This window comes from Pseudomonas sp. HMSC065H01 (genome assembly GCF_001815235.1).
Taxonomy (GTDB): Bacteria; Pseudomonadota; Gammaproteobacteria; order Pseudomonadales; family Pseudomonadaceae; genus Pseudomonas; species Pseudomonas aeruginosa.
On record NZ_KV819858.1, the window covers coordinates 15,776 to 42,502 of the forward strand.

The window sequence follows — 26,727 nt, forward strand, 5'->3', positions numbered from 1 at the left end:
GGCGTCCGCGCGGTACAGGCTGTGGACGCTTGCTGATCCCGCCGACAACCACAACAAGGACAGCCGCCATGAACATCCTCTACGACGAGCGTCTGGACGGTCCGCTGCCGCAGGTGGACAAGGATGGCCTGCTGGCCGAGTTGCGCCTCCGCCTGCCCGACCTCGAACTGCTGCACGCCGCGGAAGACCTGCGTCCCTACGAGTGCGACGGACTCTCGGCGTATCGCTGCACGCCGTTGCTGGTGGCATTGCCGGAACGCATCGAACAGGTTCAGGGCCTGCTCGCCCTCTGCCATCGGCTGAAGGTGCCGGTCGTGGCGCGCGGTGCCGGCACCGGCCTGTCCGGCGGCGCGCTGCCGCTGGAGAACGGCGTGCTGCTGGTGATGGCGCGTTTCCGGCGGATCCTCGAGATCGATCCGCTGGGTCGTTTCGCCCGGGTCCAGCCTGGCGTGCGCAACCTGGCGATCTCCCAGGCCGCTGCCCCTCATGGTCTGTACTACGCACCGGACCCGTCCTCGCAGATCGCCTGCTCCATCGGCGGCAACGTCGCGGAGAACGCCGGCGGCGTGCATTGCCTGAAGTACGGCCTGACCGTGCACAACCTGTTGCAGGTGGACATCGTGACCCTGGAAGGCGAGCGCCTGAGCCTGGGGTCCAGCGCCCTGGACAGCGCCGGCTTCGACCTGCTGGCGCTGTTCACCGGCTCCGAAGGGCTGCTCGGCGTGGTGGTGGAGGTCACCGTCAGGCTGTTGCCGCGCCCGCCGGTGGCGAAGGTCCTGCTGGCCAGCTTCGACGATGTGGAAAGCGCCGGGCGGGCGGTGGCCGACCTGATCGGTGCCGGCATCGTCCCGGCCGGGCTGGAAATGATGGACAACCTGTCGATCCGCGCCGCTGAGGATTTCATCCACGCCGGTTACCCGGTCGACGCGGCGGCGATCCTGCTCTGCGAACTGGATGGCGTGGAAGCCGACGTGCACGAGGATTGCGAGCGGGTCCGCGAGCTGTTCGAGGCGGCTGGCGCCACCTCGGTGCGACAGGCCCAAGACGAGGCCGAGCGCCAGCGCTTCTGGGCCGGGCGCAAGAATGCGTTTCCGGCGGTCGGGCGGATTTCCCCCGATTACTACTGCATGGACGGCAGCATCCCGCGCCGCGAGCTGCCGCGGGTGCTGCATGGCATCGCCGAGCTTTCGCGCGAATACGGCCTGCGGGTGGCCAACGTATTCCACGCCGGCGACGGCAACATGCACCCGCTGATCCTCTTCGACGCCAACCTGGCGGGCGAGCTGGAGCGCGCTGAAGCGCTGGGCGGCAGGATCCTCGAGTTGTGCGTGGCGGTAGGCGGCAGCATCACCGGCGAACATGGCGTCGGCCGCGAGAAGATCAACCAGATGTGCGCTCAGTTCAATGCCGACGAGCTGACCCTGTTCCACGCCGTGAAGGCGGCGTTCGACCCGGCCGGGCTGCTCAATCCCGGCAAGAACGTGCCCACCCTGCATCGCTGCGCCGAGTTCGGCGCCATGCACGTCCACCACGGTCGACTGCCGTTCCCCGAACTGGAGCGTTTCTGATGAGCCAGCCGTATTTCGATCCGGACGCTGGCGCCGACCATGCCGGCGCGCTGCTCGAGCGGGTCCGCGACGCCCTGGCGCGGCGCGCGCCGCTGCGCATCGTCGGCGGCGATAGCAAGGCGTTCCTCGGCAGGCCGGTTGCGGGCGAACCGCTGGCGCTCGCCGAACACCGTGGGATCGTCGCCTACGATCCCTGCGAACTGGTGATCACCGCCCGTGCCGGTACGCCGCTGGACGAGCTACAGGCCGTGCTGGCGCGCGGCGGGCAGATGCTTGCCTGCGAGGCGCCGGGTTTCGGCGGCCGGGCGACGGTCGGCGGGGTGCTCGCCAGCGGCCTGTCCGGACCGCGCCGGCCCTGGGCGGGAGCGGTACGCGATTTCGTCCTCGGCACGCGGCTGATCAGTGGCCTGGGCACCCACCTGCGCTTCGGCGGCGAGGTGATGAAGAACGTCGCCGGCTACGACCTGTCGCGGTTGCTGGCGGGCAGCTTCGGTTGCCTCGGGGTGGTCACCGAAGTGTCCTTCAAGGTGCTGCCCATGCCGCGCTGCCAGGCCGGCCTGAGCCTGGACCTGCCGGTGGCGACGGCGTTGCGCAAGCTGGCCGAGTGGGGAGGCCAGCCATTGCCGATCAGTGCGGCCTGCCACGACGGCGAAGCCCTGCGCCTGCGCCTGGAGGGCGGCGAGGGCTCGGTACGCTCGGCGCGCGACCGCCTCGGTGGCGAAGCGCTCGAGGACGGCTTCTGGGCCGACCTGCGCGAGCAGCGCCTGCCGTTCTTCGACGACCCGCGACCGCTCTGGCGCCTGTCGCTGCCGGCGCTGGCGCCGGAGACGCCGTTGCCCGGTCGTCAGTTGCTGGACTGGGGCGGGGCGCTGCGCTGGCTGAAGAGCGACGCGCCGGCCGCGGACATCCGTGCGTGGACCGCCGCCCATGGCGGCCACGCCACCTGCTACCGCGCCGGCCATCTCGATGCGCCGTTCCAGCCGCTACCGCCTGGACTGCTCGGCCTGCACCGGGCACTCAAACGCCAGCTCGACCCGCAGGGCATCTTCAATCCCGGGCGGATGTACGCCGAACTCTGAGGAGGCGCGATGCAAACCAACCTCTGCGATTCCGCCCGGCAACGCGCCGAGGCCGCCGAAGCCGAGCGCATCCTGCGCAGCTGCGTGCACTGCGGTTTCTGCAACGCCACCTGCCCGACCTACCAGGAGCTGGGCGACGAACTCGACGGCCCGCGCGGACGGATCTACCTGATCAAGCAGTTCCTCGAGCGCGACGAGGCCAGCGAGCGCACCCGCCTGCACCTCGATCGCTGCCTGAGCTGCCGCAACTGCGAAACCACCTGCCCGTCCGGAGTCGAGTACCACAAGCTGCTGGATATCGGCCGCGACCTACTCGCCGAACGCCTGCCGCGCGGCTTCCGGCAACGCCTGCTGCGCGACGGGCTGCGCCTGCTGGCCCCGCGCCCGGGGTTGTTCGGCGCGCTGGCCGGCGCTGCCGGGCGGCTGAGGCCTCTGCTGCCTGAGGCGATGCAGGGCAAGCTGCCACGTCGGGTCGCGGCGCCGGGCAGGCGGCCGCAGCCCCGGCATGCGCGGCGCGTGCTGCTGCTCGAAGGTTGCGTGCAGCCGGCGCTGTCGCCGAACACCAACGCCGCCGCCGCGCGGGTTCTGGACCGCCTGGGAATCAGCGTGACGCCGGCGGCCGCGGCCGGCTGCTGCGGCGCGCTGGATTTCCACCTGGATGCGCAGGAGCGCGGCCGCCAGCGCGCGCGGCGCAATATCGACGCCTGGTGGCCGTTGCTGCGCGAGGGTGCCGAGGCCATCGTGCAGACCGCCAGCGGCTGCGGCGCCTTCGTCAAGGACTACGCCTACCTGCTGCGCGACGACCCACGGTACGCGGACAAGGCGCGCGAGGTCGCCGCCGCTGCCCGCGACCTGGTGGAAGTGCTTCGCGACGAGCCGCTGGAGTCCCTCGGCCTGCGCTGCGACCAGCGCCTGGCGTTCCACTGCCCATGCACACTGCAGCACGCGCAACGACTGGGCGGGGCCGTGGAGGCGGTGCTGCGGCGACTGGGCTTCCATCTCACCGAGGTGGCCGACGGTCATCTCTGCTGCGGGTCCGCCGGCACCTACTCGCTGACCCAGCCGGCGCTGTCCCGGCGTCTGCGCGACAACCGCCTGGACGCCCTGGAAAGCGGCGCGCCGGATGTCATCGCCACGGCCAACGTCGGTTGCCAGGCCCATCTCGACGGGGCCGGACGGACCCCGGTACGCCACTGGATCGAGCTGCTCGACCAGGCCTTGCCCGGAGGAGAGTGAAACCATGCACAGCAAGCCGGTACTCGGCCGCGAGGAGGTCGCCCGCGTCCTTGGCGCGGCCCGCGAGGAGGCACAGCGCCAAGGCTGGGCGGTGAGCATCGCGGTGGTCGACGACGGCGGCCACCCGCTGGCGCTGGAGCGCCTCGACGGCTGCGCGCCGATCGGTGCCTACATCGCGACGGAAAAGGCCCGCAGCGCCGCCCTGGGACGCCGGGAAACGAAGCGCTACGAGGACATGATCAACGGCGGACGCAGCGCCTTCCTCTCGGTGCCGCTGCTGCAGGCCACCCTGGAGGGCGGTGTGCCGATCCTGGTGGACGGACAGGTGGTCGGCGCGGTCGGGGTTTCCGGCGTACGCGCCGAAGAGGATGCCCGGGTGGCGCGGATCGGAGCCGAGGGGTTGTGAGGCGACCGGTGGGCACCACCCATCTTTGGTTGGCCCGTTCGGCACCACCTTGCCTTTCGGGCAGGTTGGCGGACAGGGTGGATTTGTTATAGGTTGCCGGCGCTGAACCGTGGTAACCCGCCCGAGGTAAACAATGAAGAAGTGGCAATGCGTGGTGTGTGGACTGATCTATGACGAGGCCAAAGGCTGGCCGGAAGAAGGCATCGAGGCGGGAACGCGCTGGGAAGACGTGCCTGAAGACTGGCTGTGCCCCGACTGCGGCGTCGGCAAGCTGGACTTCGAGATGATCGAAATCGGCTGAGCCCCGCTCGCCGGCGAAGAAGGCGGCCCTGGCCGCCTTTTTTCATGCCTGGCCAGCGGCCGTCCAGGAGTTATCCTTGGGACTTGGGTCCGGTCATTGACTGTCCTGCCGGGAACGCCCGGCAGCCTTGCCGTTGGCCGGCCACCGACGCTGAGCTAGGTTCGACGAACGAGGAGGGTGGCTATGCGCAAGTGGCAATGCGTGGTCTGCGGCTTCATCTACGACGAAGCCCTGGGCCTGCCCGAAGAAGGCATTCCGGCGGGAACCCGTTGGGAAGACATCCCGGCGGACTGGGTCTGCCCGGATTGCGGTGTCGGCAAGATCGATTTCGAGATGATCGAGATCGCCTGAGCGAAATCCACAGAAGCGGCGCCCGGCGCCGGCAATCACAGAGGAACGGAAATGAGCGAGCGTGCGCCCCTGGTAATCATCGGAACCGGCCTGGCGGGCTACAACCTGGCCCGCGAGTGGCGCAAGCTGGACAGCGAGACGCCGCTGCTGATGATCACCGCCGACGACGGCCGTTCCTATTCCAAGCCGATGCTCTCCACCGGCTTCTCGAAGAACAAGGACGCCGACGGCCTGGCCATGGCCGAACCGGGCGCCATGGCCGAGCAACTGAACGCACGCATCCTGACCCATACCCGGGTCACCGGTATCGATCCCGGCCATCAGCGGATCTGGATCGGCGAGGAAGAGGTGCGTTATCGCGACCTGGTCCTGGCCTGGGGCGCGGAGCCGATCCGGGTGCCGGTCGAGGGCGATGCCCAGGACGCGCTCTACCCGATCAACGACCTGGAAGACTACGCGCGCTTCCGCCAGGCGGCTGCCGGCAAGCACCGGGTACTGCTGCTCGGTGCGGGGCTGATCGGTTGCGAATTCGCCAACGACCTCTCCAGCGGCGGCTACCAGCTCGACGTGGTGGCGCCTTGCGAGCAGGTCATGCCGGGCCTGCTCCACCCGGCCGCGGCGAAGGCCGTGCAGGCAGGCCTGGAAGGCCTCGGCGTGCGCTTCCACCTGGGGCCGGTGCTGGCCAGCCTGAAGAAGGCCGGCGAGGGGCTGGAAGCGCATCTTTCGGATGGCGAGGTGATTCCCTGCGACCTGGTGGTCTCCGCCGTCGGCCTGCGTCCGCGCACCGAACTGGCCTTCGCCGCCGGGCTGGCGGTCAACCGCGGGATCGTCGTCGACCGCTCGCTGCGCACCTCCCACGCCAACATCTACGCGCTGGGCGACTGCGCCGAAGTGGACGGCCTCAACCTGCTCTATGTGATGCCGCTGATGGCTTGCGCACGCGCGCTGGCGCAGACCCTCGCCGGCAACCCCAGCCAGGTGGCCTACGGTCCCATGCCGGTGACGGTGAAGACCCCGGCCTGCCCGCTGGTGGTGTCGCCGCCGCCCCGCGGAATGGATGGCCAATGGCTAGTGGAAGGCTCTGGAACGGACCTCAAGGTCCTGTGCCGGGATACCGCTGGTCGAGTGATCGGTTATGCCCTGACCGGAGCGGCGGTGAACGAAAAATTGGCCCTGAACAAAGAGTTACCCGGCCTCATGGCTTGAATGCCATTGGTTCCGGCCGTTATGCCGTCGAGACTTGCGGCAAAATTGTCGGACGATACTGGCGCAGTCCTCGGGAGCATGCCATCCTCCATCGCGTCTACCGCAGTCTAGAGCCTATGGTTCCGGTGGACTGCGGTGCCTTTGAGCGCTGCTGGGAAGACAGCACGGACACAAAAACAACAAACCGTCAAAGAGGCAACTATGCGTAAACCAGAACTAGCCGCCGCTATCGCCGAAAAGGCCGATCTCACCAAGGAACAGGCCAATCGCGTTCTCAACGCCCTGTTGGATGAAATCACCGGCGCGCTGAACCGCAAGGACAGCGTGACCCTGGTCGGTTTCGGCACCTTCCTGCAACGCCATCGCGGAGCCCGCACGGGGAAGAACCCGCAGACCGGCCAGCCGGTGAAGATCAAGGCCAGCAACACCGTCGCCTTCAAGCCGGGCAAGGCCCTGCGCGACGCGGTCAACTGACCGCCGAGAGCCCGGAGTCAGAGCGGCTCCGGGCTTCGTCGAAGACGCTTCCGCGCTCATCGAAAGGACAGCTGTAGTCCTCCTCGCGAACAGCTACAATGCGCCGCTCATCTCCCCGGATATCGAGGCGCGTGCATGAAATTTCGTCTTCTCCTGTGGATGCTTGGTCGCCTGATGGCCAAGGTCAGCCGCGACAATCCCGCTTTCCAGAAGCAGCTCGAGGGCAAGGACCTGGTGTTCCAGTTGCATACCCTCGACGGCAAGGTGGCGCGCCACTACCTGGTCAGGGACCTGCGCGTCAGCAGCAAGCGCGGTACCCATCCGCAACCGGCATTTTCCCTGGGGTTCAAGGACGGAGCCTACGGTTTCGCCGCGATGACTTCGAAGAACCCGCAGTTGGCCTTCATGCAGGGCATCCAGAACAAGGACATCCAGATACAGGGCAATCCGGCGCTGGTGATCTGGTTCCAGGGTCTGGTGAAGTACCTCAAGCCGAAGAAGAAGGCTCCGGAGAAGAAAGCCGCCTGAGGGCGGCTTTCGATCTCATCCGGGCTGCGGCCGCAGCCTTTCGGTAGTGCGTTTCGCAGCGGACTACCCGGTCACCCCGGCAAGCGATTGAACTGGGCCGCCAGTTCGCGCAGGGCCGCTTCCGCTTCCAGCACCTTTTTCACGGCGTCCCCGGCCTTCTCCGGGGTGATCCCCATGCGCTCGTACAATGCCGCCGGAATCGCTTGCTGCGGGCCATCGCCGATGCCGCTGTTGCGCAGCAACCGGTTGGTCAGGCAGATCAGGTTGGCGTAGACCGCGTTCGGCCCGGTGTAGCTGGGGTCCTGCTGGAAGCGCAGGGCGCAATAGAGGTCGTCAGGCATGTCCCAGACGCGCATCAGCCAGGCGCCGATCTGCTCGCGGGTGATCCCCAGCAGGTGCTGTTCGATATAGGCATGGCCGAGGTGCGGGTTGACCTCCAGGTGCCGGCAGATCAGCGAGAAATGCGGCGGGAAGACATGCGCCAGGACCAGGTAGCCGAAATTGTGCAGCAGGCCGCCCAGGTAGCTCAGGCCGGACTCCGGGCGCAGCTCGCGCGGCATGGCGCGGGTCAGGCCCTCGATCACCGCGGCGGTGTAGATCGCTTGCTGCCAGTAGGGCGTGGCCTGCTGTGGCTGGTCCTTGGGCAGGCTCAGGCTCTTGCCCAGGGCGAGGCCGAGGGCCAGGTTGATCACCAGGTCGAAACCGAGGACGCGGACGATCGCGTCTTCCACCGAGCGGATCTTGCCCGGCGCGGCGTAGTAGGGCGAGGCCGCCCAACTGACCACCTGGGCGGCGAGCGCCGGATCGGTTTCCACCAGGCCGGTGATGTCGTCGACGCTGGCGTTGGGGTCGACCCGCAGCTTGATGATCTTCTGCGCCGTCTGCGGCAGCGGTGGAATCTCGATGGTCTGCTCCAGGCGCTGCTGGATGCGCCGGGCGGTGAAGGCCTGCACGGCCTGGCTGATTTCCGCGCGGTCGTCGTCCGGGCGGTCAAGGTTCAGGTTGATGTTTTCCAGCGGTTCGCCGAAGCGCGCGGCGCTGGCCTTGCCCAGCAGGCCGCGGAAGTCGTTGCTGGCGATCTCCAGGAGGATGCCGGGCTGGCCGGACTCGATCAGCAGGCGCGGTTCCTGCAACAGGCGCTCGTCGTACAGGCAGGGCGAACTGGTCAGGGGCGGCAACGCCGGCAGGCGGTGCAACTCGTGCTTGCCGAGCATTCGTTCCAGGCGCTCGGGCTTGATCGCCAGCAGCTTGCGGCCGGTCAGTTCGGTGAGCCGGGCGAGGTCCAGCAACTGGCTCTGCGGGAACAGCACCAGCAGGGTGCCGACGGCGTCGTCCAGCAGCACCGCCTGGACCCGGCGGGCGGCAGGCAGCTCCGCGCTGTCGCTGACCTCGCGGCAGGCGATGCCTAGCTTGGCGAGCAGCTGGAGGATGACCTGGGGGGCGTGCGGAGCATCGGCGGAGGCCAGGGCGGCTTCTGTCATGACGAGACCATGCGAGCTGGATTTTCCCTCAGTATAACCAGAGCTGCTTCAAGACTGAGACCTACGCCGGTCAGCGAGAGCGAAATAGATCACACTTGACCGTATTGCTGGCCGTGGCGCAACCACCGTTCGAGCAGCGGGCTGACATGCTGCGGCCAGTGCGCCAGGAGGGATTGGGCGGCACCGCGGACCGCCGGCAGCAGGTCTGCGTCGCGCATCAGGTCGGCGACCTTGAATTGCAGCAGGCCGGTCTGGCGGGTGCCGAGCATTTCGCCGGGGCCGCGCAATTCCAGGTCCTTCTCGGCGATGACGAAGCCGTCGCTGGTTTCGCGCATGATGCCCAGCCGCTCGCGGCCGATCTGCGACAGCGGTGGGTGGTAGAGCAGCACGCAGTGGCTGGCGGCGCTGCCCCGGCCAACCCGGCCGCGTAGCTGGTGCAGTTGGGCCAGGCCAAGGCGCTCGGGGTTCTCGATGATCATCAGGCTGGCGTTGGGCACGTCGACGCCGACCTCGATCACCGTGGTCGCCACCAGCAGTTGCAACATGCCTTCCTTGAAGGCCTCCATCACCACGGCCTTGTCCGCCGGCTTCATGCGCCCGTGGATCAGGCCGACACGCAGTTCGCCCAGCGCCGAGGAAAGCTCTTCGTAGGTGGTCTCGGCGGCCTGGCAGGTAAGCTCCTCGGACTCTTCGATCAGGGTACACACCCAGTAGGCCTGGCGCCCTTCGCGGCAAGCCGCGCGGACTCGCTCGATCACCTCGATACGGCGGCTGTCGGCCACCAGCACGGTATTCACCGGGGTACGCCCGGGCGGCAGCTCGTCGAGGATCGAGGTGTCGAGGTCGGCATAGGCGCTCATCGCCAGGGTCCGCGGGATCGGCGTGGCGGTCATGATCAACTGGTGTGGGCAGAGCCTGCCGTCCACGCCCTTCTGGCGCAGGGCCAGGCGCTGCTGCACGCCGAAGCGGTGCTGTTCGTCGATGATCGCCAGTGCAAGGCGCTTGAATTTCACTTCATCCTGGAACAGCGCGTGGGTGCCGACCACCATCGGCGCGCCGTCGCCGATGCGTTCCAGTGCCGCCGCGCGGGCCTTGCCCTTGAGCTTGCCGGCCAGCCAGGCGACTTCGATGTCCAGCGGCTGGAGCCACTTGCTGAAGTTGAGGAAATGCTGCTCGGCGAGGATCTCGGTCGGCGCCATCAGCGCCACCTGGTAACCGGCCTCTATGGCTTGCAGGGCGGCGAGGGCGGCGACCACGGTCTTGCCGGCGCCGACGTCGCCTTGCACCAGGCGCAGCATCGGTTCGTCCTGGGCCAGGTCGTAGGCGATCTCCGCGCCGACCCGGCGTTGCGCGCCGGTCGGCTGGAAGCCGAGGTTGGCAAGGAAGCGTTTCGGCAAGCGGCTGGCCGCCGGCAAGCGCGGCGCTGCCTGCGAACGCACGGCTTCGCGCAGGCGCTGCAGGGATAACTGGTGGGTCAGCAGTTCTTCGAAGGCCAGGCGCAACTGCGCCCAGTGCCGGCCTTCGGCCAGTTCCTCGATGTCGGCATCCGGCGGCGGCCGGTGCAGGTAGCGGATCGCCTGGTCGAGCGGGCCAAGTTGGTAATCGCGGGCCAGTTCCGCCGGCAGCCAGTCGGGCAGGCTGCTGGGGCCGAGCATGGCCAGGGCCTGTTGGCTCAACTGGCGCAGGCGCTGCTGGGTGAGGCCCTCGGTAGTCGGGTAGATCGGCGTCAGGGTCTGCTCCACCGGAATCGGCTCGTCGCCGTTCAGCGCGCGGTATTCCGGATGGTAGATCTCCAGGCCCGAGGCACCCGGCCGGACTTCGCCGTAGCAGCGCAGGTGGGTGCCGCGCTTGAGACCGTCCTTCTGCGCCTGGCTGAAATGGTAGAAGCGCAGGCTCAGGGTGCCGCTGCCGTCCTGCAGGCGCACCAGCAGGCTGCGGCGGCGCCCCATCACCACGTCGGCGCCGGCCACCACGCCCTCGACCACCGCGTCGGCCCCTGGCCGCAGGGCGCCGATGGCGGTGACGCGGGTACGGTCCTGGTAGCGCAGGGGCAGGTGGAACAGGATGTCCTGCAGGGTTTCCAGGCCTACCCGAGCGAGCTTCTCCGCCAGCGCGGCGCCTACGCCCTTTAGCGCGGTGACCGGGACCCTGGACAGCTCGGTCATGCGATTTGCGGTTGTTCCTGGGTTTGCGGACGGGCCACCGAGCACAGGCGGATCGAGTCGGCCAGCACTTCGATGGCGCGTGGACGCGGGAAGCTGGCGCGCCAGGCGATGGCAACGGTACGGAACGGCACCGGCGCGCTGAACGGGCGCACTTCGATGACGCCCGGCGCGTAGTGGTGGCTGTCCACCGCGGAGAACGGCAGCACCGAGACGCCCAGTCCGGAGGCGACCATGTGGCGGATGGTCTCCAGCGACGAGGACTCCACCGTGGTGTGCTTGTTCTCGTCGCCCTTGCGCACGGTCGGGCAGGCTTCCAGCACCTGGTCGCGGAAGCAGTGGCCTTCGCCGAGCAGGAGCAGGCTCTTGTCGTTGAGCAGCTCGGAATCGATGCTGGCCTTGGCGGTCCAGGGATGGTCGGCCGGCATCAGCACATAGAAGGGCTCGTCGAACAGCGGCTTGGTCAGGACGTCGGCTTCCTGGAACGGCAGGGCGATGATGATCGCGTCGAGTTCGCCGGTACGCAGCTTGTCGCGGAGGATATGGGTGAAGTTCTCCTCGATGTACAGCGGCATCTGCGGCGCGACCCGGTGCAGCTGGGGAATCAGGTGCGGGAACAGGTAGGGACCGATGGTGTAGATGGCGCCGACCTTCAGCGGCGCGGCCAACTGGTTCTTGCCGGCCTGGGCCAGCTCGCGGATGCCCTGGGCCTGTTCGAGGACCTTCTGCGCCTGGGCGACGATGCCTTCGCCCACTGGCGTCAGGCGCACGGCGCTCTTGCTGCGCTCGAAGATCAGCACCCCCAGCTCGTCCTCGAGCTTCTTCACGCCGACCGAGAGGGTCGGTTGGCTGACGTGGCAACGCTCGGCGGCGCGGCCGAAGTGTTGTTCCTGGGCGAGGGTGACGATGTAGCGCAGTTCGGTGAGGGTCATGGCTGCTCATCCGTTAAGATCGGCCAAGCATAGCGGCTGCACCGCCGCGAACCAACCTCCGGGGGCATGATCGGGCGTGCATTGCAGACGATTCGACGCCTACACTGCCCGCCTTGTTGTAGGAAGGAGACGGCTTCATGTCGCAAACAGTGATGATCGCCGGCTGCGGCGATGTCGGCGGGCGCCTCGGCGAGGCGCTGCTGGCCGATGGCTGGCGGGTCCATGGCCTGCGTCGCTCGGTGGACGCCTTGCCGCAGGGGATCCTGCCGGTGGCTGGCGATCTGCAGGCTCCGGAGTGTCCCGCGCAGTGGCCGAGCGAGCCGCTCGACTACCTGGTGTACAGCGCCGCCGCCAGTCAGCACGACGAGGCTGGCTACCGTGCCGCCTACGTCGACGGCCTGCGCCATGTGCTGGGCTGGTTGCAGGCCCGCGGCCAGCGGCCCAGGCGCCTGCTGTTCGTCTCCAGCACCGGGGTCTACGCGCAGACCGATGGCGGCTGGATCGACGAGGAGTCGCCGGCGCTTTCCCAGGCCTATTCCGGACGGATCATGCTCGACGCCGAGCAGGTCGCGCTGGACAGCGGGATACCGGCTACCCGCGTGCGCCTGGCCGGCATCTACGGTCCGGGGCGGGAGTGGCTGCTCAACCAGGTGCGCCAGGGGTACCGGGTGGTCAGCGAGCCGCCCCTGTATGCCAACCGGATCCACGCCGACGATGCGGCCGGGCTGCTGGCCTTTCTGTTGCGCGCCGATGCCGGCGGCCAGGCGCTGGAGGACTGCTACATCGGTGTCGACGACGCGCCCGTGGCGATGCACGAGGTGGTCGACTACCTGCGCCAGCGCCTGGGCGTCAGCCAATGGGCCGACGAACATTCGGTACGCCGCGCCGGCAGCAAGCGTTGCAGCAATCGCCGCGCCCGGGCGCTCGGCTGGGTGCCGCGCTATCCCAGCTACCGCGAGGGCTACGCGGCGGTGCTCGGGGACGCCTGATGGCTGCCAACCGGTTGTTGGCGCGTCCCTGGCTGCCTGGCGTGGAGCTGTTCCATGCGGACTTCTCCGGCCAGGCGTTCGGCCGCCACAGCCATTCGGCCTTCGCCATCGGCTCGATCCTCCACGGCGTCGGCGGCTACCAGTGCCGCGGGCGGCGCCATGCGCTGCCGGCCGGCACCCTGTCGCTGATGAACCCGGAAGAGCCACATACCGGGCACGCCGAATCCGAGCGGCTGGTCTACCGGATGCTCTATGTCGAGGAAACGCGCCTGCTCGGCCTGCTCGGCCGCAAACAGTTGCCGCGCGGCTTCGGCGAACTGAACCCGGCCGACGACGGCAGCGTGGCGGTTGGCCTGGCGCGACTGGCCGAGGACTTCCAGCGCAGCGACGCATTGGGGTTGGAAAGCCGCCTGCTGGCCTTGCTCGAACAGGTCTTCGTGCGCCACGGCGGCTTGCGCCCGGCGGCCGCGGCGCCCCGCGACGGCGGAACCACCGCACGCCTGCGCGATTACCTGGAAGCGCATGCCACCGAGGCGCTCGGTCTGGACCAGCTGGCGCAGTTGCTGCAGCGCCACCCGCGCCACCTGATCGAGGCTTTCCGGCGTGCCTACGGCGTGCCGCCGCATACCTACCAACTGCAATGCCGGGTGCGCCAGGCCAAGCGCCTGTTGCTGGAAGAGCGGCCGCTGGCGGAACTCGCCCAGCACCTCGGCTTCTACGACCAGGCGCACTTCTCCACGACCTTCCGGCGTTTCACCGGGGTCACTCCGGGGCAGTTCCGGCGCAGCGCCAAGACCTGAGTTTTTTCCAATACGGCGCCCGCCGCGCTGCACAGACTGGAGGCCTTCGCGTTTCGAGGGGCCTTCATGTTCGCCGCGTTCGTCCTTGTCGCCAGTACCCATTTCGCTGCCCTGCTGTCGCCGGGGCCGGACTTCTTCCTGTTGGTACGCGCCGCCCTGCTGCGCGACCGGCGCCAGGCCGACGGGGTGGCCGCCGGCATCGCCCTGGCCAACCTCCTGAGCATGCTGCTGGTGCTCGGCCTGCTGGCCAGCGTGCCGGACTCGGCGCACAGCGCCTTGCGCTGGCTGCAGGCGCTCGGCGGACTGTACTTCCTCTGGTTGGCGGGCCAGGCGCTGCTTGCGCAGAGGCGACTGGAAATGCCGGCGCAGCGCGACGTCCCGTCCCGCGGTGGCTATCTGCGCGGGCTGCGCGACGGCCTGCTGGCGAGCAGCCTGAATCCCAAGCTGCCGATCTTCTATGCGGGGCTGTTCGGCGTGCTGGCGCGCTTCAGCCTGCCGGGCTGGGCGCTGGCCCTGTGCCTGGCGTGGATGAGCCTGGCGGTGCTGTGCTGGGACATGGCGCTGGTGCGCCTGCTGGACAGGCCGCGCTGGCGCGGCTGGTTGCAACGGCGGGTAGGTGCGCTGGACCGGCTGTGCGGCGTCCTGCTGCTGGCGCTGGGCGGCTGGCTGGTGCTGGCCGCCCTCTGAGAGGCCTCAGCGCTCCAGCAGCCAGACGCGCTTGCCGGGCACGTAGCTGGGCATCTCGTTGGCGCCGGCGGTATTGACCGCTTCGAACAGTTGCAGCTCGTCGTCGTCGAGGCTGAACAGCAATTCGCGGCCGCGGTTGCCTTGTTGCAGCCAGATGCTGTCGTTGTCGCCGCTCATCGCTGCGCAATCGCCGGCCAGGCACAGCGCGTAGCGTTCGGCGCCGGGCAGACCGCTGACCAGGCCATTGGCCTGGAACTCGACCTTGCCGCCCTGGCCCTGGCCTTCGCGGATCTTCCAGCTGCCCTTCAGATAGCTGCCATACAAGGCCCGCTCGAAACCGCTGCCGGCAGGGCTGTTGGCCGCGGGTTGCGGGTCGAGACGGCGGAAACGCTGTTCCGGGCCGTTGGCGCTGGCCTGCTGGATCAGCTCCTTGCCGTCCAGTTCGAGACTCTCCTGGTTGTCGTCGCCATAGAAGGCAACCTTCCAGTGCTCGTCATCGCTCTTGCTCAGGGTCCCTTCGCCCAGTTCGAAGCCGTTGCTGAAGGTGGCTTCGCCTGCCTTGCTGTCGAGCTTCCATTCCAGGTTCGGGCCATAGGCGAGCAGGGCCTCGCGCAGCTTGCCGTCCTTGCTCGCGGCGTCGATCGCGGCCTGGTTGATCCAGGTGCCGGACGGATCGGCCGTGCCGGCGCAGCCGGCCAGCAGGGTGGCGGCTGCGGCGAGGAAAATCACGCGGCGCATCGTGCTACTCCATGCAGAGCGACGGGGCCTTGGGCCCCGTCGCGAACATCCGGCTTATTCGAGGACGACGATGGCGTCCATTTCCACCTGTGCGCCCTTCGGCAGGGCGGCTACGCCGATAGCGGCGCGCGCCGGGTAGGGCTGGGTGAAGTAGCGGCCCATGATCTCGTTGACCTTGGCGAAGTGCGACAGGTCGGTGAGGAAGATGTTCAGCTTGGCGACGTCGTGCAGGTAGCCGCCGGAAGCCTCGATCACCGCCTTGAGGTTCTCGAACACCTGGACGGTCTGCTCCTCGAAGCCTTCCACCAGTTCCATGGTCTTCGGGTCCAGCGGGATCTGCCCGGACACGTAGACGGTATTGCCGGCCTTGATGGCCTGGGAGTAGGTGCCGATGGCGGCCGGGGCGTTGTCGGTGTGGATAACGGTCTTGGTCATGGGAACTCCTTGCTGAAATCGAGTGGGCGCGGGGGCGCCGGATGACACAGGAAAAAGCGGGTCAGCTACGCAGGCGGGTGATCCGGATCACTCCCTTGAGGGCGCGCAGCTTCTTGATGACGCGGGCCAGGTGGACGCGATCGTGCACGCTGACGACCAGCTGGACCACGCTGATGCGACCGTCGCGCTCGTCCATGCTGATCTTCTCGATGTTGCCGTCGGCCGCGTTGACGCTGGTGGCGAGCAGGGCGATCAGGCCACGCTGGTGCTCCAGCTCGACGCGTAGTTCGACATTGAATTCGCCGGTGACATCCTTGGCCCAGCTGAGCTGGATGCATTTTTCCGGGTTGTGGCGTACTTCGCTGATGTTCTTGCAGCTTTCCAGGTGCACCACCATGCCCTTGCCGGCGGACAGGTGGCCAACGATCGGGTCGCCGGGAATCGGCGTGCAGCACTTGGCGTAGCTCAGGACCAGGCCTTCGGTGCCGCGGATCGCCAGCGGACCCTCGGCGCTTGGCGCTTCCTCGCCCTCGCTGGACAGCAGGCGGCGGGCGACCACGTAGGCCATGCGGTTGCCCAGGCCGATCTCTTCCAGCAGGTCCTCGAAGACTTCCATGCGGTACTCGGCGAGCACGGCCTGGATGCGTTCCTGGGGAATCTTCTCGAGGTGGCTGTCGAAGCCGGTAAGGGTCTTGTTCAGCAGGCGCTCGCCGAGGTTGATCGACTCGGAGCGGCGTTGCAGCTTGAGCGCATGGCGGATATGGGTGCGCGCCTTGCCGGTGACCACGAAGCTCAGCCAGGCCGGGTTCGGCCGGGCGCCCGGGGCGGTGACGATTTCCACCGTCTGGCCGCTCTGCAACGGCTCGGAGAGCGGCGCCAGGCGACGGTTGATGCGGCAGGCGATGCAACTGTTGCCGACGTCGGTGTGCACCGCGTAGGCGAAGTCGACCGCGGTGGAACCCTTGGGCAGTTCCATGATGCGGCCCTTGGGCGTGAACACGTAGACCTCGTCCGGGAACAGGTCGATCTTCACGTTCTCGATGAATTCCAGCGAGTTGCCGGCGCGCTGCTGCAGTTCCAGCACGCCCTTCACCCATTGCCGGGCGCGGGCATGGGTGCCCTTGGGCGTCTCGTCGTTGGACTTGTACAGCCAGTGCGCGGCGATCCCGTGGTTGGCCATCTCTTCCATCTCGCGGGTACGGATCTGGATCTCGATGGGCACCCCGTGCATGCCGAACAGGGTGGTATGCAGCGACTGGTAGCCGTTGGCCTTGGGAATCGCGATGTAGTCCTTGAAGCGTCCGGGGAACGGCTTGTACAGGCTGTGCACGGCGCCCAGTACGCGATAGCAGGTATCGACCTTGTCGACGATGATGCGGAAGGCGTAGACGTCCATGATCTCGTTGAACGCCTTACGCTTGCCGCGCATCTTCTGGTAGATGCTGTAGAGGTGCTTCTCGCGGCCGATCACCTGGCCTTCCATGCCTTCGCGGGCGAGGCAGTTGACCAGCGACTCCTGGATCTTGCCGACGATCTCGCGGCGGTTGCCGCGGGCCTTCTTCACCGCCTGGCGGATGCGCTCGGCGCGCATCGGGTGCATGGCCTTGAAACCGAGGTCCTCGAACTCCACGCGCATGGTGTGCATGCCCAGGCGGTTGGCGATGGGCGCGTAGATTTCCAGGGTTTCCTTGGCGATGCGCCGGCGCTTCTCGCCGGACAGCACCTCGAGGGTGCGCATGTTGTGCAGGCGGTCGGCCAGCTTGACCAGGATCACGCGGATATCGCGGGCCATGGCCATGGCCATCTTCTGGAAGTTCTCGGCCTGGGCCTCGGCCTTGGTCTCGAAGTTCATCTGGGTCAGCTTGCTGACCCCGTCGACCAGTTCCGAAACCGTCTCGCCGAACTGCGCGGTGAGCGCTTCCTTGGCGATGCCGGTGTCCTCGATCACGTCGTGCAGCATCGCGGCCATCAGGCTCTGATGGTCCATGTGCATGTCGGCGAGGATGTTGGAGACCGCCAGCGGGTGGGTCACGTACGGTTCGCCGCTGCGGCGGCGTTGCCCGTCGTGGGCCTGCTCGGCGTAGTAGTAGGCGCGGCGGACCAGGTTGACCTGGTCCGGCCCGAGGTAGCTCGACAGTCTGTCGGCGAAGGCGTCTATGCCCGGCAAGGGTTCACCCCCTGCCCGTAGGCGGGTTGCGGCGCTCGCAGGCGACGTCGAGCCGAGGCCATGGCTTACAGGGCCTCGGTGTTGGCCTCGTCGTCGAACGCTGCGAACAGCGGTTCGTCCTCGACGATGTCTTCCTGCTGGACGACGTTCTCATCGACCAGGCCGGAAGCGATCTCGCGCAGGGCGACGACGGTCGGCTTGTCGTTTTCCCAGGCCACTTTCGGCTCCTTGCCGCCGGTAGCCAGCTGACGGGCGCGCTTGGTGGCGAGCATGACCAGCTCGAAACGGTTATCGACGTTGTCCAGGCAGTCTTCAACGGTGACGCGGGCCATGGTGTTCCTCGTAACGAAAAGTGAGCCCGACGTTTGCCGGGCGGACTGAATAGTCTAAAAAATCGCCAATCTTTATGGAAGAGCCGATTTAGGCGAGCAGACGACCGAGCAGTTCGGCGTGGCGTTGCTGCTGGGCGTCCTGGCGCAACTGGCGGGCGCGGAAGATCGCCTTGAGGTCGTCCAGGGCGTGGGCGAAATCGTCGTTGATCACCAGGTGATCGTACTCCACGTAGTGGCTCATTTCGCTGACGGCTTCGCGCATGCGCCGCTCGATCACCTCGTCGCTGTCCTGGCCGCGGTTGGTCAGGCGCTGGCGCAGGGCTTCCTGGCTCGGCGGGAGGATGAAGATCGATTGGGCCTCGGGCATCAGCCGGCGCACCTGCTGGGCGCCCTGCCAGTCGATCTCGAGGATCAGGTCGAGGCCTTCGGCGAGGGTTTTCTCGACCCAGCGCTGCGAGGTGCCGTAGAGGTTGCCGAAGACTTCGGCGTGCTCGAGGAACTCGTTGCGTTCGAGCATGGCGAGGAATTCCTCGCGGCTGGTGAAGTGGTAGTTGACCCCGTCCACCTCGCCCGGACGCATGCCGCGGGTGGTATGGGAGACGGACACGCGGACCTCGGGGGCGGCGTCGAGCAGGGCCTTCACCAGGCTGGTCTTGCCGGCGCCGGAGGGAGCGGAAACGATGTACAGGGTGCCGGACATGAGGTGTTCCTGGTGCTTCGTACGGGTTGGAAAGAGATCGGGCGGAGGCGCCCGCCGGTCATTCGATGTTCTGGACCTGCTCGCGCATCTGCTCGATCAGGACCTTGAGGTTGACCGCCGCCTGGGTCGAGCGCGGGTCGAACGCCTTGGAGCCTAGAGTGTTGGCTTCCCGGTTGAGTTCCTGCATCAGGAAGTCCAGGCGCCGACCGGCGGCGCCGCCGGCCTTGAGGACCCGGCGGACCTCGCCGACGTGGGTGGCGAGGCGGTCCAGCTCCTCGGCGACATCGCTCTTCTGCGCCAGCAGGACCAGTTCCTGCTCCAGGCGCTGCGGATCGAGTTCGGCCTTGAGTTCGGCGAAGCGGTCGAGGATCTTCTGCCGCTGGTTGGCCAGCATGGTCGGCACCAGTTCGCGCAGGTTGCCGACTTCCACCAGCATCGCGTCGAGCCGATCGTTGAGCAGCTTCGCCAGCTCCTGGCCTTCGCGCGAGCGGCCGGCCTTGAGTTGCTCCAGGGCCTGGCCGAAGGCTTCCAGGGCGGCGGCGTTGAGTGCCTGCGGATCGGCCGAGTCGGCCACCAGTACGCCGGGCCAGGCCAGCACGGCGAGCGGATCGAGCGGCGCCGGCTGGCGGATCAGGGCGGCTACGCCTTCGGCGGCGGCGACCAGTTGGCGGGCGCGCTCCTGGTCGACCTGCAGGCTCTTGCCGGCGGTTTCCTCGGCGAAGCGCAGGGTGCATTCCACCTTGCCACGCGACAGGCCCTGGCGCAGCGCCTCGCGCACCGCGCCTTCGAGGTCGCGGAAGGCGTCGGGCAGGCGCAGGTGGGGCTCCAAGTAACGGTGGTTGACCGAGCGCAGCTCCCAGCTCAGGGTGCCGTGGGTACCGGCCTGCTCGACGCGGGCGAAGGCGGTCATGCTGTGCACCATGGGTCTACCTCGATAGTCGTGTGGGGAGTGCGTTCGGCGCCGGACGCGCGCGGCTGCCGTGATTCGAGCCGGGCATTGTAACCCACGTCCGGCGGGGCCCGCACGCCGACGGTGGTTGAGAGCCCAGGCTGGCCTCTATAATGGCGGCCAATTCCGCTTTCTCAGTACAGGATATCCACGATGAATCGTCCCAGTGGCCGTGCCGCCGACCAGCTGCGCCCGATCCGCATCACCCGCCATTACACCAAGCACGCAGAAGGTTCGGTGCTGGTCGAGTTCGGCGATACCAAGGTGATCTGCACCGTCAGCGCCGAGTCCGGGGTGCCGCGCTTCCTCAAGGGCCAGGGCCAGGGTTGGTTGACCGCCGAGTACGGCATGCTGCCGCGCTCCACCGGCGAGCGTAACCAGCGCGAGGCCAGCCGCGGCAAGCAGGGCGGTCGTACCCTGGAGATCCAGCGCCTGATCGGCCGCTCCCTGCGAGCGGCGCTGGACCTCAGCAAGCTCGGCGAGAACACCCTGTACATCGACTGCGACGTGATCCAGGCCGACGGCGGCACCCGCACCGCCTCAATCACCGGCGCCACCGTGGCGCTGATCGACGCCCTGGCGGTGCTGAAGAAGCGTGGCGCGCTCAAGGGCAATCCGCTGAAGCAAATGGTCGCCGCCGTTTCCGTGGGCATCTACCAGGGCGTGCCGGTCCTCGACCTGGACTACCTGGAGGATTCCGCCGCGGAAACCGACCTGAACGTAGTGATGACCGATGCCGGCGGCTTCATCGAGGTGCAGGGAACCGCCGAAGGCGCGCCGTTCCGTCCCGCCGAGCTGAACGCCATGCTCGAACTGGCCCAGCAGGGCATGCAGGAGCTGTTCGAACTTCAGCGCGCCGCGCTGGCCGAATGAGCAGACGCCCGGCACTGCCTGCCGGGCCCCGGAGAAGGAGCGCTACATGAACGATGTATCCGAAGAGGTCGCCGCGACCCCCGGCCAGGAAGCCCGGCAATGGGCGATGTTCTGCCATTTCGCGGCGTTCATCGGCCTGGTGTTTCCCTTCGGCAGCCTGCTCGGGCCGCTGATCGTCTGGCAACTCAAGCGCGAGAGCGATCCGTTCGTCGACGCCCAGGGCAAGGAAGCGCTGAACTTCCAGATCACCGTGGCGCTGGCGATGTTCGTCAGCTTCCTGCTGATGCTGGTGGTGATCGGCTTCTTCCTGCTCGGCCTGGTCTGCCTGGCGGCGCTGGTGTTGACCATCATCGCCGGCATCAAGGCCAACGAAGGCAAGGCCTATCGCTATCCGTTCTGCCTGCGGCTGATCAAGTAGGCCGCACGGGAAATAGAAAAGCCGGCGCATGCGCCGGCTTTTTCGTGTCTGACAGGGCTCAGATGCTCAACTGCCAGTCGTAGTCGACGATCAGCGGCGCATGCTGGGAGAAGCGCGGCTGGCGCGGCAGCTTGGCGTTGCGCACGAAGCGGCGCAGGCCGGGGGTCAGCACCTGGTAGTCGAAGCGCCAGCCGAGGTTGAGCATCTCGGCCTGTTCGCTGTCCGGCCACCAACTGAACTGGTCGCCTTCGCGGCTGACTTCGCGCAGGGCGTCGGCATAGCCGAGGTTGCCGAACACTTCGTCCAGCCAGGCCCGTTCGGGCGCGAGGAAGCCCGGCATCTGCTGACATTCGCGCCAGTTCTTCACATCCATCTTCTGATGGGCGACGTACAGCGAGCCGCAGTAGATGTATTCGCGGCGCTTGCGACGCTGCTTGCTCAAGTAATGGGTGAAGTCGTCCATGAACTTGAATTTCTGGTTCAAGCTCTCGTCTCCGCTCTGCCCGGAAGGCAGCAGCAGGGTGGCGATACTCACCTTGTCGAAGTCGGCTTGCAGGTAGCGCCCGTAACGATCGGCCGTTTCGAAACCTAAGCCGCTGATCACAGCTTTGGGCTGCAAACGGCTGTAGAGTGCGACACCGCCCTGTTCGGGTAGCTCGGCATCGCAGGCATAAAGGAAGTAGCCGTCCAGTTGGAAGGACGGGTCATCCAGATCGAAGGCGGAGGCTCGGGTGTCCTGCAAGCAGATCACGTCGGCATTCTGTGCTTGCAGCCAACTGAGCAAACCGCGCTCGGCCGCAGCCTGAATACCATTCACGTTCACACTGATGATCCGCATAAATGGCCCCCAAAATCACGTGCGTGTATGATACCCGAGCTCAAACGGTTTAGCTAAATTCATGCGGCTTGGTGTCATTCATGCAGGCGTATCAGCGCGATTTCATTCGTTTCGCCATCGAGCGCGGGGTTCTGCGCTTCGGTGAGTTCACCCTCAAGTCCGGGCGCACCAGCCCCTATTTCTTCAATGCCGGCCTGTTCGACAGCGGCCTGGCGCTGGCCCGCCTGGGACGCTTCTACGCCGAGGCGGTGATCGACAGCGGAATCGACTTCGACGTCCTGTTCGGCCCGGCCTACAAGGGCATTCCCCTGGCCGCCACCACCGCGGTGGCCCTCGCCGAGCAGCACCAACGCGACCTGCCCTGGTGCTTCAACCGCAAGGAAGCCAAGGACCACGGCGAAGGCGGCACGCTGGTCGGCGCGCCGCTGAGCGGCCGGGTGCTGATCATCGACGACGTGATCACCGCCGGCACCGCGATCCGCGAAGTGATGCAGATCATCGACGCCCAGGGCGCCAGGGCCGCGGGCGTGCTGATCGCGCTGAACCGCCAGGAGCGCGGCAAGGGCGAGCTGTCGGCGATCCAGGAGGTCGAGCGCGACTTCGGCATGCCGGTGGTGAGCATCGTTTCCCTGGAGCAGGTGCTGGAATATCTTGCCGAAGATGCTGAACTGAAGAAGCATCTGCCGGCGGTAGAGGCCTATCGCGCCCAATACGGTATCTGAACCTTTCACAAGGGACTGGCATGGTCGGACAGGATGTAATGCGTTGCCTGATGGCCCTGGGGCTGGTGCTCCAGGGGCTTTCCTTCGGCGCCCAGGCGGCGCCGGGCGGAGCGGTGGAGCTGTACCGCTACGTCAACGACAAGGGCGTGGTGGTGCTCGACCGCCAGGGTGTGCCGCCGCAGTACATCGGCAAGGGCTACCAGGTCCTCAACGACCAGGGCCGGGTTATCCGCACCGTACCGCCGGCGCCGACCGCCGAGGAACTGCGGCAGCGCAAGGCGGCCCAAGCCCAGGCCAGCTCCGATGCGCAGCTGCTGCGCCTGTATTCCAGCCTCGAGGACGTCGACCGCGCTCGCGAACGGCGCCTGGCGGAACTGGACGGGCTGAGCAGCGTGGCGCGCGGCAACCTGCAGTCGCTCAAGCTGCAACAGGCCAACCTGCAAGGCCAGGCGGCCAACCAGGAGCGTGCCGGACGTCCGGTGGCGCAGGCGCTGGTGGACCAGTTGGACGATCTCAAGCAGGAGGAAAAGCGCCTGCAGGGCGAGATCGGGCGTTTCCAGAAGGCCCGCGAAGACGCGGAAAGAACCTATGCCGCCGACCGCGCGCGGCTCTCCCAGCTACTCGGCGTGAGTCCCTGATTCCACTGGCGACTGTCGCTCGAACGCCCTGATCTTCTCGCGCAGCCAGTCCGGCAGGGGCTGGCTCTGTCGCTCGTTCGCATCCGCATAGACGTAGACCAGCTCGCCGACGGTGAGCAACTGCTCGTCGCGCCAGATGCCCAGCTCGAAAACCAGGCTGCTGCGCCCCAGCCGCGCCACGCGGGTGCCGATGTCCAGCCAGTCGTCGAAATGCGCCGGGGCGCGGTATTCCAGGGTGCTCTTCACCGCGAACAGGTCGCCTCCGCCGCGCAGCAGGTCGGCCGGGTAGGACATGCCGAGCTGGCGGTAGTACTCGGTGGTGGCGACGTCGAGATAGGTCAGGTAGTTGCCGTTGAAGACGATGCCCTGCGGATCGACCTCCGCCCAGCGAACCCGCAGGGAATGGAAGAAGGTGTAGTTCTGGCGCTGTGCTGCGCTGCTCATGCCGGCTCCTCGACGCTGCTGCAGACATCGACTCTAGACCGCCATCGCGCGGTGCGAAAGGGCTGGCCGCAGAACCCCCCGTCGCTGGCCCGCATTGCCCTCATCCTCGGGGCGTCGCGGCCTTAGTGTTGTTCGACGAGAACGCACGCCGTGCGCAACGAGAGAGGAACACCATGTCGTCCACGCTCCGCCCCGGACCGGGCAACTCGCGCCTTTGCCGCCCGGGGTTGCTGCTTGCCCTGGGCCTGATGCTGGTGGCCTGCGGAGAATCCACGGAGCCGCCGGCGCGGGCCGCCGATTCCCAGCGTGTCCCTGCGGACCCTGCGTTGGCGCAGGTGTATTCCGCCAGTTGCAAGCTCTGTCACGCCAATCCCGCCTCCGGCGCGCCGCTGACCGGCGATGCCGCTGCCTGGGCGCCACGCCTGGCGCAGGGCATCGACACCCTGCTGGACCACAGCATCAACGGCTACAAGGGCATGCCACCCATGGGCATGTGCATGCAGTGCTCGGAAGAACAGTTCCGGGCTTTGATCGATTTCATGTCCGCAGCGCAGGACCGATAGGGGATACCGGCATGCCAAGTCATCTGTCGCGACGCCAGCTCCTGCAACGGGCGGGAGCGCTCGGTGCGTTCGCCGCCATGGTGGGAAACCCCGCGCTGGCGGAGTTGCTCCGCGCACCGCGCCTGATTCCCTGGCGCAACTGGTCCGGCGCGCAAAGCTGCCTGCCCCTGGCGCGGGAGGCACCGAAAGACCTCGACGAACTGGTCCGGATCATCCGCCAGGCGTCCGGCAGGATCCGCCCGGTGGGCTCCGGGCATTCGTTCAGCGCGTTGGTCCCGACCGACGGCACCCTGCTCTCGCTCGCCTACTTCAGCGGCTTGCTCAGCCACGACAGCGCGACCCTCCAGGCCGAGTTCGGCGGCGGTACGCCGATGTCGCAGATGGGCGCTCCGCTCAAGGAGATCGGCCAGGCGCTGGTGAACATGGCTGATATCGATTACCAGACCCTGGCCGGCGCCATCGCTACTTCCACCCATGGCACCGGGGTCGGCTTCGGTTCCTATTCCGCCCAGGTTCGCGGTCTGCAACTGGTCACCGCGAGCGGCGAGGTGCTCGAGTGCGACGCCAAGCGCAACGTGGAGGTGTTCGATGCCGCGCGGGTCTCGCTGGGGGCGCTGGGCGTCGTGACCCGGGTGCGCCTGCAGAACCGCGCGGCCTACCGCCTGCGTGAACGGCAGTGGATCGCCCGGACCGAGGAATTGCTGGAAGACGTGGAGAAGAATACGCGCGAGAACCAGCACTGGGAGATGCTGGTGGTGACCCATTCCGACTACGCCCTGTCGATCGCCCTCAACGAGACCGACGAGCCGAAGACCCCGCCCCTGGACCCGGCGAAGGAAGGCGGCAACGAGTTCGTCGGCCTGATCGAAGGTCTCGACAAGTACCTCAGCGACTTCCCGGAGACCCGCCGCACCCTGCTCAACAGCCTGCGCCATTTCGCCCGCTTCGACGAGCGGGTCGACGATTCCTATGCGGTCTACGCCAACGTGCGCAACGTGCGCTTCAACGAGATGGAGTACTCGGTCCCCGCCGAGCATGGCCCCGCCTGCCTGCGGGAGATCCTCGCGCTGATCCGCGACAAGGACCTGCGCACCTGGTTTCCCATCGAGTACCGCTATGTGAAGGCCGACGACATTCCCCTGAGCATGTTCGAGGGCCGCGACAGTTGTTCCATTTCCGTGCATCAGCACTACAGCATGGACCACCACAACTTCTTCGCCGCGGTGGAACCGATCTTCTGGAAATACGCCGGGCGGCCGCACTGGGGCAAGCTGCATGGCCTCAACGCGCACCAGTTGCAGGGGCTCTATCCGCGCTGGAAGGCATTCGCCGAGGTGCGCCAGGCGCTGGATCCCCGCGGGCGGTTCCTCAATGCGCACCTCTCTTCCATCCTGGGCGTGACCTGAAAGGAGCGACGCCGTGAATCGACGCAAGTTCATGTTCGCCGGCCTCGGGGCCGGCGCGCTGCTGGCGGGAACTGCCGCCTGGATGCGTCCCGCCGACCGTGGCTGGCCGTACGACGACTATTTCCGCGCGCTGAACCGCGAACTCAAGGCCAATGGCCCGATGTGCCCGGTGCTGCTCATCGACCTCGATCGCCTGGACCACAACATCGATGTGGTGATGCGTTCGGTCCGCCGCGGCGGCAAGCATCTGCGGCTGGTGGAGAAATCGCTGCCTTCGCCCGGCCTGCTGGCGTACATCGCCAGGCGCGCCGGCACCCGGCGGCTGATGTCCTTCCACCAACCGTTCCTCAACCACGACGCGGTCGCTTTTGCGGATGCCGACATCCTCCTCGGCAAGCCGTTGCCGGTGCGTTCGGCGGAACTGTTCTACCGCGAGCACAAGGGTGCGTTCGACCCGGCGCGGCAGCTGCAATGGCTGATCGATACGCCGCAGCGCTTGCGTCAGTACCTGGCGCTGGCCCAGGGGCTGGGTACCCGGATGCGCGTCAACATCGAACTGGACGTCGGCCTGCATCGCGGCGGGGTGGCCGACCAGGCCGCGCTGGGCGAATTGCTGGCGCTGATCGCGGCGCATCCGCAGTACCTGGAGTTCGCTGGCTTCATGGGCTACGACCCCTTCGTCGGAATGGGGGTGCCGGGCATCCTCGGTTCGCCCGAGGAGCTGTTCGCCAAGGTCATGGCGCTCTACCAGGGACATGTCGACTTCACCCGCCAGCGCTTCGCCGCGCTGTGGACACCACAGCTGACCCTGAATACCGCCGGCAGCCCCAGCTATCGCATGCACGAGAAGGAAACGCTGAGCAGCGAGGTCTCGGTGGGCACCGCCATGCTCAAGCCGAGCCACTACGACCTGGCGTCCCTGGCCGAGCATGTGCCGGCCGTCTACATCGCCACGCCGGTACTCAAGAGCACCGGCGCGGTGCAGATCCCGGCGCTGGACGGCAAGTCCCGGCTGTTTTCCTGGTGGGACCCCAACCAGCGCGGCACCTTCTTCATCTACGGCGGCAACTGGATGGCCGACTTCGCCTCGCCCGAGGGACTGCGCAGCAACGGCATCTACGGGCGCAGCTCGAACCAGGAAATGGTCAACGGCTCGCCTTCGGTGGGCCTGGAGGTGGACGACCAGGTCTTCCTGCGGCCGACCCAGAGCGAGTCGGTGCTGCTGCAATTCGGCGACCTGCTGGCGCTGCGCGGCGGGCGGATCGTCGAGCGCTGGCCGGTTTACGCCTAGGACGCCTGGCGCT

The 26,727-nt window shown here is 67.3% G+C and carries 30 protein-coding genes; 19 read left to right on the forward strand and 11 right to left on the reverse strand.

Annotated features, from left to right (window positions below; all coding sequences use genetic code 11):
• Positions 1–68 precede the first annotated feature (68 nt).
• The 9 genes from glcD (at position 69) to HMPREF3014_RS07300 (ending at position 7,149) form a co-directional block, all read left to right on the forward strand.
• On the forward strand, positions 69–1,568 hold the full coding sequence (gene glcD / locus HMPREF3014_RS07260) for a glycolate oxidase subunit GlcD (RefSeq protein ID WP_003114372.1): 1,500 nt from the start codon (positions 69–71) through the stop codon (positions 1,566–1,568).
• A complete protein-coding gene (gene glcE, locus HMPREF3014_RS07265; RefSeq protein WP_003117170.1) occupies positions 1,568–2,647 on the forward strand; it encodes a glycolate oxidase subunit GlcE in 1,080 nt (359 codons plus the stop codon). Before glcD ends, glcE begins: the two co-directional genes overlap by 1 nt.
• 9 nt (positions 2,648–2,656) lie before the next feature.
• Positions 2,657–3,883: a glycolate oxidase subunit GlcF gene (gene glcF, locus HMPREF3014_RS07270; RefSeq protein ID WP_003136271.1), complete on the forward strand. Its 1,227-nt coding sequence runs from the start codon at positions 2,657–2,659 to the stop codon at positions 3,881–3,883.
• 4 nt (positions 3,884–3,887) lie between these two features.
• Positions 3,888–4,289, forward strand: a complete 402-nt coding sequence (locus HMPREF3014_RS07275) for a heme-binding protein (RefSeq protein ID WP_003098332.1) — start codon at positions 3,888–3,890, stop codon at positions 4,287–4,289.
• 133 nt (positions 4,290–4,422) lie between these two features.
• Positions 4,423–4,590, forward strand: a complete 168-nt coding sequence (locus HMPREF3014_RS07280; RefSeq protein ID WP_003098330.1) for a rubredoxin — start codon at positions 4,423–4,425, stop codon at positions 4,588–4,590.
• 183 nt (positions 4,591–4,773) lie between these two features.
• On the forward strand, positions 4,774–4,941 hold the full coding sequence (locus HMPREF3014_RS07285; protein WP_003098329.1) for a rubredoxin: 168 nt from the start codon (positions 4,774–4,776) through the stop codon (positions 4,939–4,941).
• 51 nt (positions 4,942–4,992) lie between these two features.
• Entirely contained in the window at positions 4,993–6,147 is a 1,155-nt protein-coding gene (alkT, locus tag HMPREF3014_RS07290; protein WP_003117168.1) for a rubredoxin-NAD(+) reductase AlkT, read from the forward strand.
• Positions 6,148–6,348: 201 nt separating this feature from the next.
• Entirely contained in the window at positions 6,349–6,621 is a 273-nt protein-coding gene (locus HMPREF3014_RS07295) for an HU family DNA-binding protein (protein WP_003096630.1), read from the forward strand.
• A 135-nt stretch (positions 6,622–6,756) separates the two neighbouring features.
• Positions 6,757–7,149 (forward strand): hypothetical protein, encoded by a 393-nt coding sequence (locus tag HMPREF3014_RS07300; protein WP_023087920.1) that lies wholly within the window; start codon positions 6,757–6,759, stop codon positions 7,147–7,149.
• Positions 7,150–7,220: 71 nt separating this feature from the next.
• On the opposite strand, the gene HMPREF3014_RS07305 is transcribed toward HMPREF3014_RS07300, so the two are convergent.
• The 3 genes from HMPREF3014_RS07305 to oxyR all read right to left on the reverse strand — a co-directional run bounded on the left by HMPREF3014_RS07305 (position 7,221) and on the right by oxyR (position 11,724).
• Positions 7,221–8,630, reverse strand: coding sequence for an HDOD domain-containing protein (locus HMPREF3014_RS07305; RefSeq protein WP_023087919.1), 1,410 nt, complete (start codon positions 8,628–8,630; stop codon positions 7,221–7,223).
• Positions 8,631–8,719: 89 nt separating this feature from the next.
• Complete coding sequence (gene recG, locus HMPREF3014_RS07310) at positions 8,720–10,795, reverse strand: ATP-dependent DNA helicase RecG (RefSeq protein ID WP_023087918.1); 2,076 nt, start codon at positions 10,793–10,795, stop codon at positions 8,720–8,722.
• Positions 10,792–11,724 carry an oxidative stress transcriptional regulator OxyR gene (oxyR, locus tag HMPREF3014_RS07315; protein ID WP_003096622.1) on the reverse strand — a complete coding sequence of 311 codons (933 nt, stop codon included), beginning with the start codon at positions 11,722–11,724 and terminating at the stop codon, positions 10,792–10,794. The genes recG and oxyR overlap by 4 nt, the downstream gene beginning before the upstream one ends.
• 137 nt (positions 11,725–11,861) lie before the next feature.
• Here oxyR and HMPREF3014_RS07320 point away from each other — a divergent pair, with 137 nt between their 5' ends.
• The 3 genes from HMPREF3014_RS07320 (at position 11,862) to HMPREF3014_RS07330 (ending at position 14,200) form a co-directional block, all read left to right on the forward strand.
• Positions 11,862–12,713 carry an SDR family oxidoreductase gene (locus tag HMPREF3014_RS07320; protein WP_003121310.1) on the forward strand — a complete coding sequence of 284 codons (852 nt, stop codon included), beginning with the start codon at positions 11,862–11,864 and terminating at the stop codon, positions 12,711–12,713.
• Positions 12,713–13,513, forward strand: coding sequence for an AraC family transcriptional regulator (locus HMPREF3014_RS07325; protein WP_003096615.1), 801 nt, complete (start codon positions 12,713–12,715; stop codon positions 13,511–13,513). The genes HMPREF3014_RS07320 and HMPREF3014_RS07325 overlap by 1 nt, the downstream gene beginning before the upstream one ends.
• 66 nt (positions 13,514–13,579) lie before the next feature.
• Positions 13,580–14,200, forward strand: a complete 621-nt coding sequence (locus HMPREF3014_RS07330) for a LysE family translocator (protein ID WP_023087915.1) — start codon at positions 13,580–13,582, stop codon at positions 14,198–14,200.
• Positions 14,201–14,206: 6 nt separating this feature from the next.
• Here the strand turns inward: HMPREF3014_RS07330 and HMPREF3014_RS07335 are convergent, their stop codons facing one another.
• The 6 genes from HMPREF3014_RS07335 to HMPREF3014_RS07360 form a co-directional block, all read right to left on the reverse strand.
• The gene (locus tag HMPREF3014_RS07335) at positions 14,207–14,938 is read right to left on the reverse strand and encodes a hypothetical protein (RefSeq protein ID WP_003096611.1); all 732 of its coding nucleotides are present in this window, start codon (positions 14,936–14,938) and stop codon (positions 14,207–14,209) included.
• Between the two features lie 54 nt (positions 14,939–14,992).
• Positions 14,993–15,373: a RidA family protein gene (locus HMPREF3014_RS07340; RefSeq protein ID WP_003096609.1), complete on the reverse strand. Its 381-nt coding sequence runs from the start codon at positions 15,371–15,373 to the stop codon at positions 14,993–14,995.
• A 61-nt stretch (positions 15,374–15,434) separates the two neighbouring features.
• Positions 15,435–17,540: a bifunctional GTP diphosphokinase/guanosine-3',5'-bis pyrophosphate 3'-pyrophosphohydrolase gene (gene spoT / locus HMPREF3014_RS07345; RefSeq protein WP_003096603.1), complete on the reverse strand. Its 2,106-nt coding sequence runs from the start codon at positions 17,538–17,540 to the stop codon at positions 15,435–15,437.
• Between the two features lie 65 nt (positions 17,541–17,605).
• Entirely contained in the window at positions 17,606–17,872 is a 267-nt protein-coding gene (gene rpoZ / locus HMPREF3014_RS07350) for a DNA-directed RNA polymerase subunit omega (protein WP_003096602.1), read from the reverse strand.
• An 88-nt stretch (positions 17,873–17,960) separates the two neighbouring features.
• Positions 17,961–18,572, reverse strand: coding sequence for a guanylate kinase (gene gmk / locus HMPREF3014_RS07355; RefSeq protein WP_003098317.1), 612 nt, complete (start codon positions 18,570–18,572; stop codon positions 17,961–17,963).
• A gap of 58 nt (positions 18,573–18,630) precedes the next feature.
• Entirely contained in the window at positions 18,631–19,494 is an 864-nt protein-coding gene (locus tag HMPREF3014_RS07360; RefSeq protein WP_003096599.1) for a YicC/YloC family endoribonuclease, read from the reverse strand.
• 180 nt (positions 19,495–19,674) lie between these two features.
• On the opposite strand from HMPREF3014_RS07360, the gene rph reads away from it, so the two are divergent.
• Complete coding sequence (gene rph / locus HMPREF3014_RS07365; protein ID WP_003096595.1) at positions 19,675–20,394, forward strand: ribonuclease PH; 720 nt, start codon at positions 19,675–19,677, stop codon at positions 20,392–20,394.
• A gap of 46 nt (positions 20,395–20,440) precedes the next feature.
• Complete coding sequence (locus HMPREF3014_RS07370) at positions 20,441–20,812, forward strand: DUF4870 domain-containing protein (protein WP_003096590.1); 372 nt, start codon at positions 20,441–20,443, stop codon at positions 20,810–20,812.
• Between the two features lie 58 nt (positions 20,813–20,870).
• On the opposite strand, the gene HMPREF3014_RS07375 is transcribed toward HMPREF3014_RS07370, so the two are convergent.
• Positions 20,871–21,650, reverse strand: a complete 780-nt coding sequence (locus HMPREF3014_RS07375; protein WP_003098313.1) for an exodeoxyribonuclease III — start codon at positions 21,648–21,650, stop codon at positions 20,871–20,873.
• An 80-nt stretch (positions 21,651–21,730) separates the two neighbouring features.
• Between HMPREF3014_RS07375 and pyrE the strand changes: the two genes are divergently transcribed.
• Positions 21,731–22,372 carry an orotate phosphoribosyltransferase gene (gene pyrE / locus HMPREF3014_RS07380; RefSeq protein ID WP_003096586.1) on the forward strand — a complete coding sequence of 214 codons (642 nt, stop codon included), beginning with the start codon at positions 21,731–21,733 and terminating at the stop codon, positions 22,370–22,372.
• A gap of 20 nt (positions 22,373–22,392) precedes the next feature.
• Positions 22,393–23,010, forward strand: coding sequence for a hypothetical protein (locus tag HMPREF3014_RS07385; RefSeq protein WP_003161150.1), 618 nt, complete (start codon positions 22,393–22,395; stop codon positions 23,008–23,010).
• On the opposite strand, the gene HMPREF3014_RS07390 is transcribed toward HMPREF3014_RS07385, so the two are convergent.
• A complete protein-coding gene (locus tag HMPREF3014_RS07390) occupies positions 22,990–23,454 on the reverse strand; it encodes an acyl-CoA thioesterase (RefSeq protein ID WP_003098308.1) in 465 nt (154 codons plus the stop codon). The two genes, HMPREF3014_RS07385 and HMPREF3014_RS07390, sit on opposite strands and share 21 nt — an antisense overlap.
• Positions 23,455–23,627: 173 nt before the next feature.
• On the opposite strand from HMPREF3014_RS07390, the gene HMPREF3014_RS07395 reads away from it, so the two are divergent.
• From HMPREF3014_RS07395 to HMPREF3014_RS07405, 3 genes are all read left to right on the forward strand, one after another.
• Positions 23,628–24,017: a c-type cytochrome gene (locus HMPREF3014_RS07395; RefSeq protein WP_003098306.1), complete on the forward strand. Its 390-nt coding sequence runs from the start codon at positions 23,628–23,630 to the stop codon at positions 24,015–24,017.
• A 77-nt stretch (positions 24,018–24,094) separates the two neighbouring features.
• Positions 24,095–25,423 carry a D-arabinono-1,4-lactone oxidase gene (locus HMPREF3014_RS07400; RefSeq protein WP_003098304.1) on the forward strand — a complete coding sequence of 443 codons (1,329 nt, stop codon included), beginning with the start codon at positions 24,095–24,097 and terminating at the stop codon, positions 25,421–25,423.
• Between the two features lie 82 nt (positions 25,424–25,505).
• Positions 25,506–26,714, forward strand: coding sequence for a DSD1 family PLP-dependent enzyme (locus HMPREF3014_RS07405; RefSeq protein ID WP_073647832.1), 1,209 nt, complete (start codon positions 25,506–25,508; stop codon positions 26,712–26,714).
• The last annotated feature ends 13 nt before the right edge of the window (positions 26,715–26,727 follow it).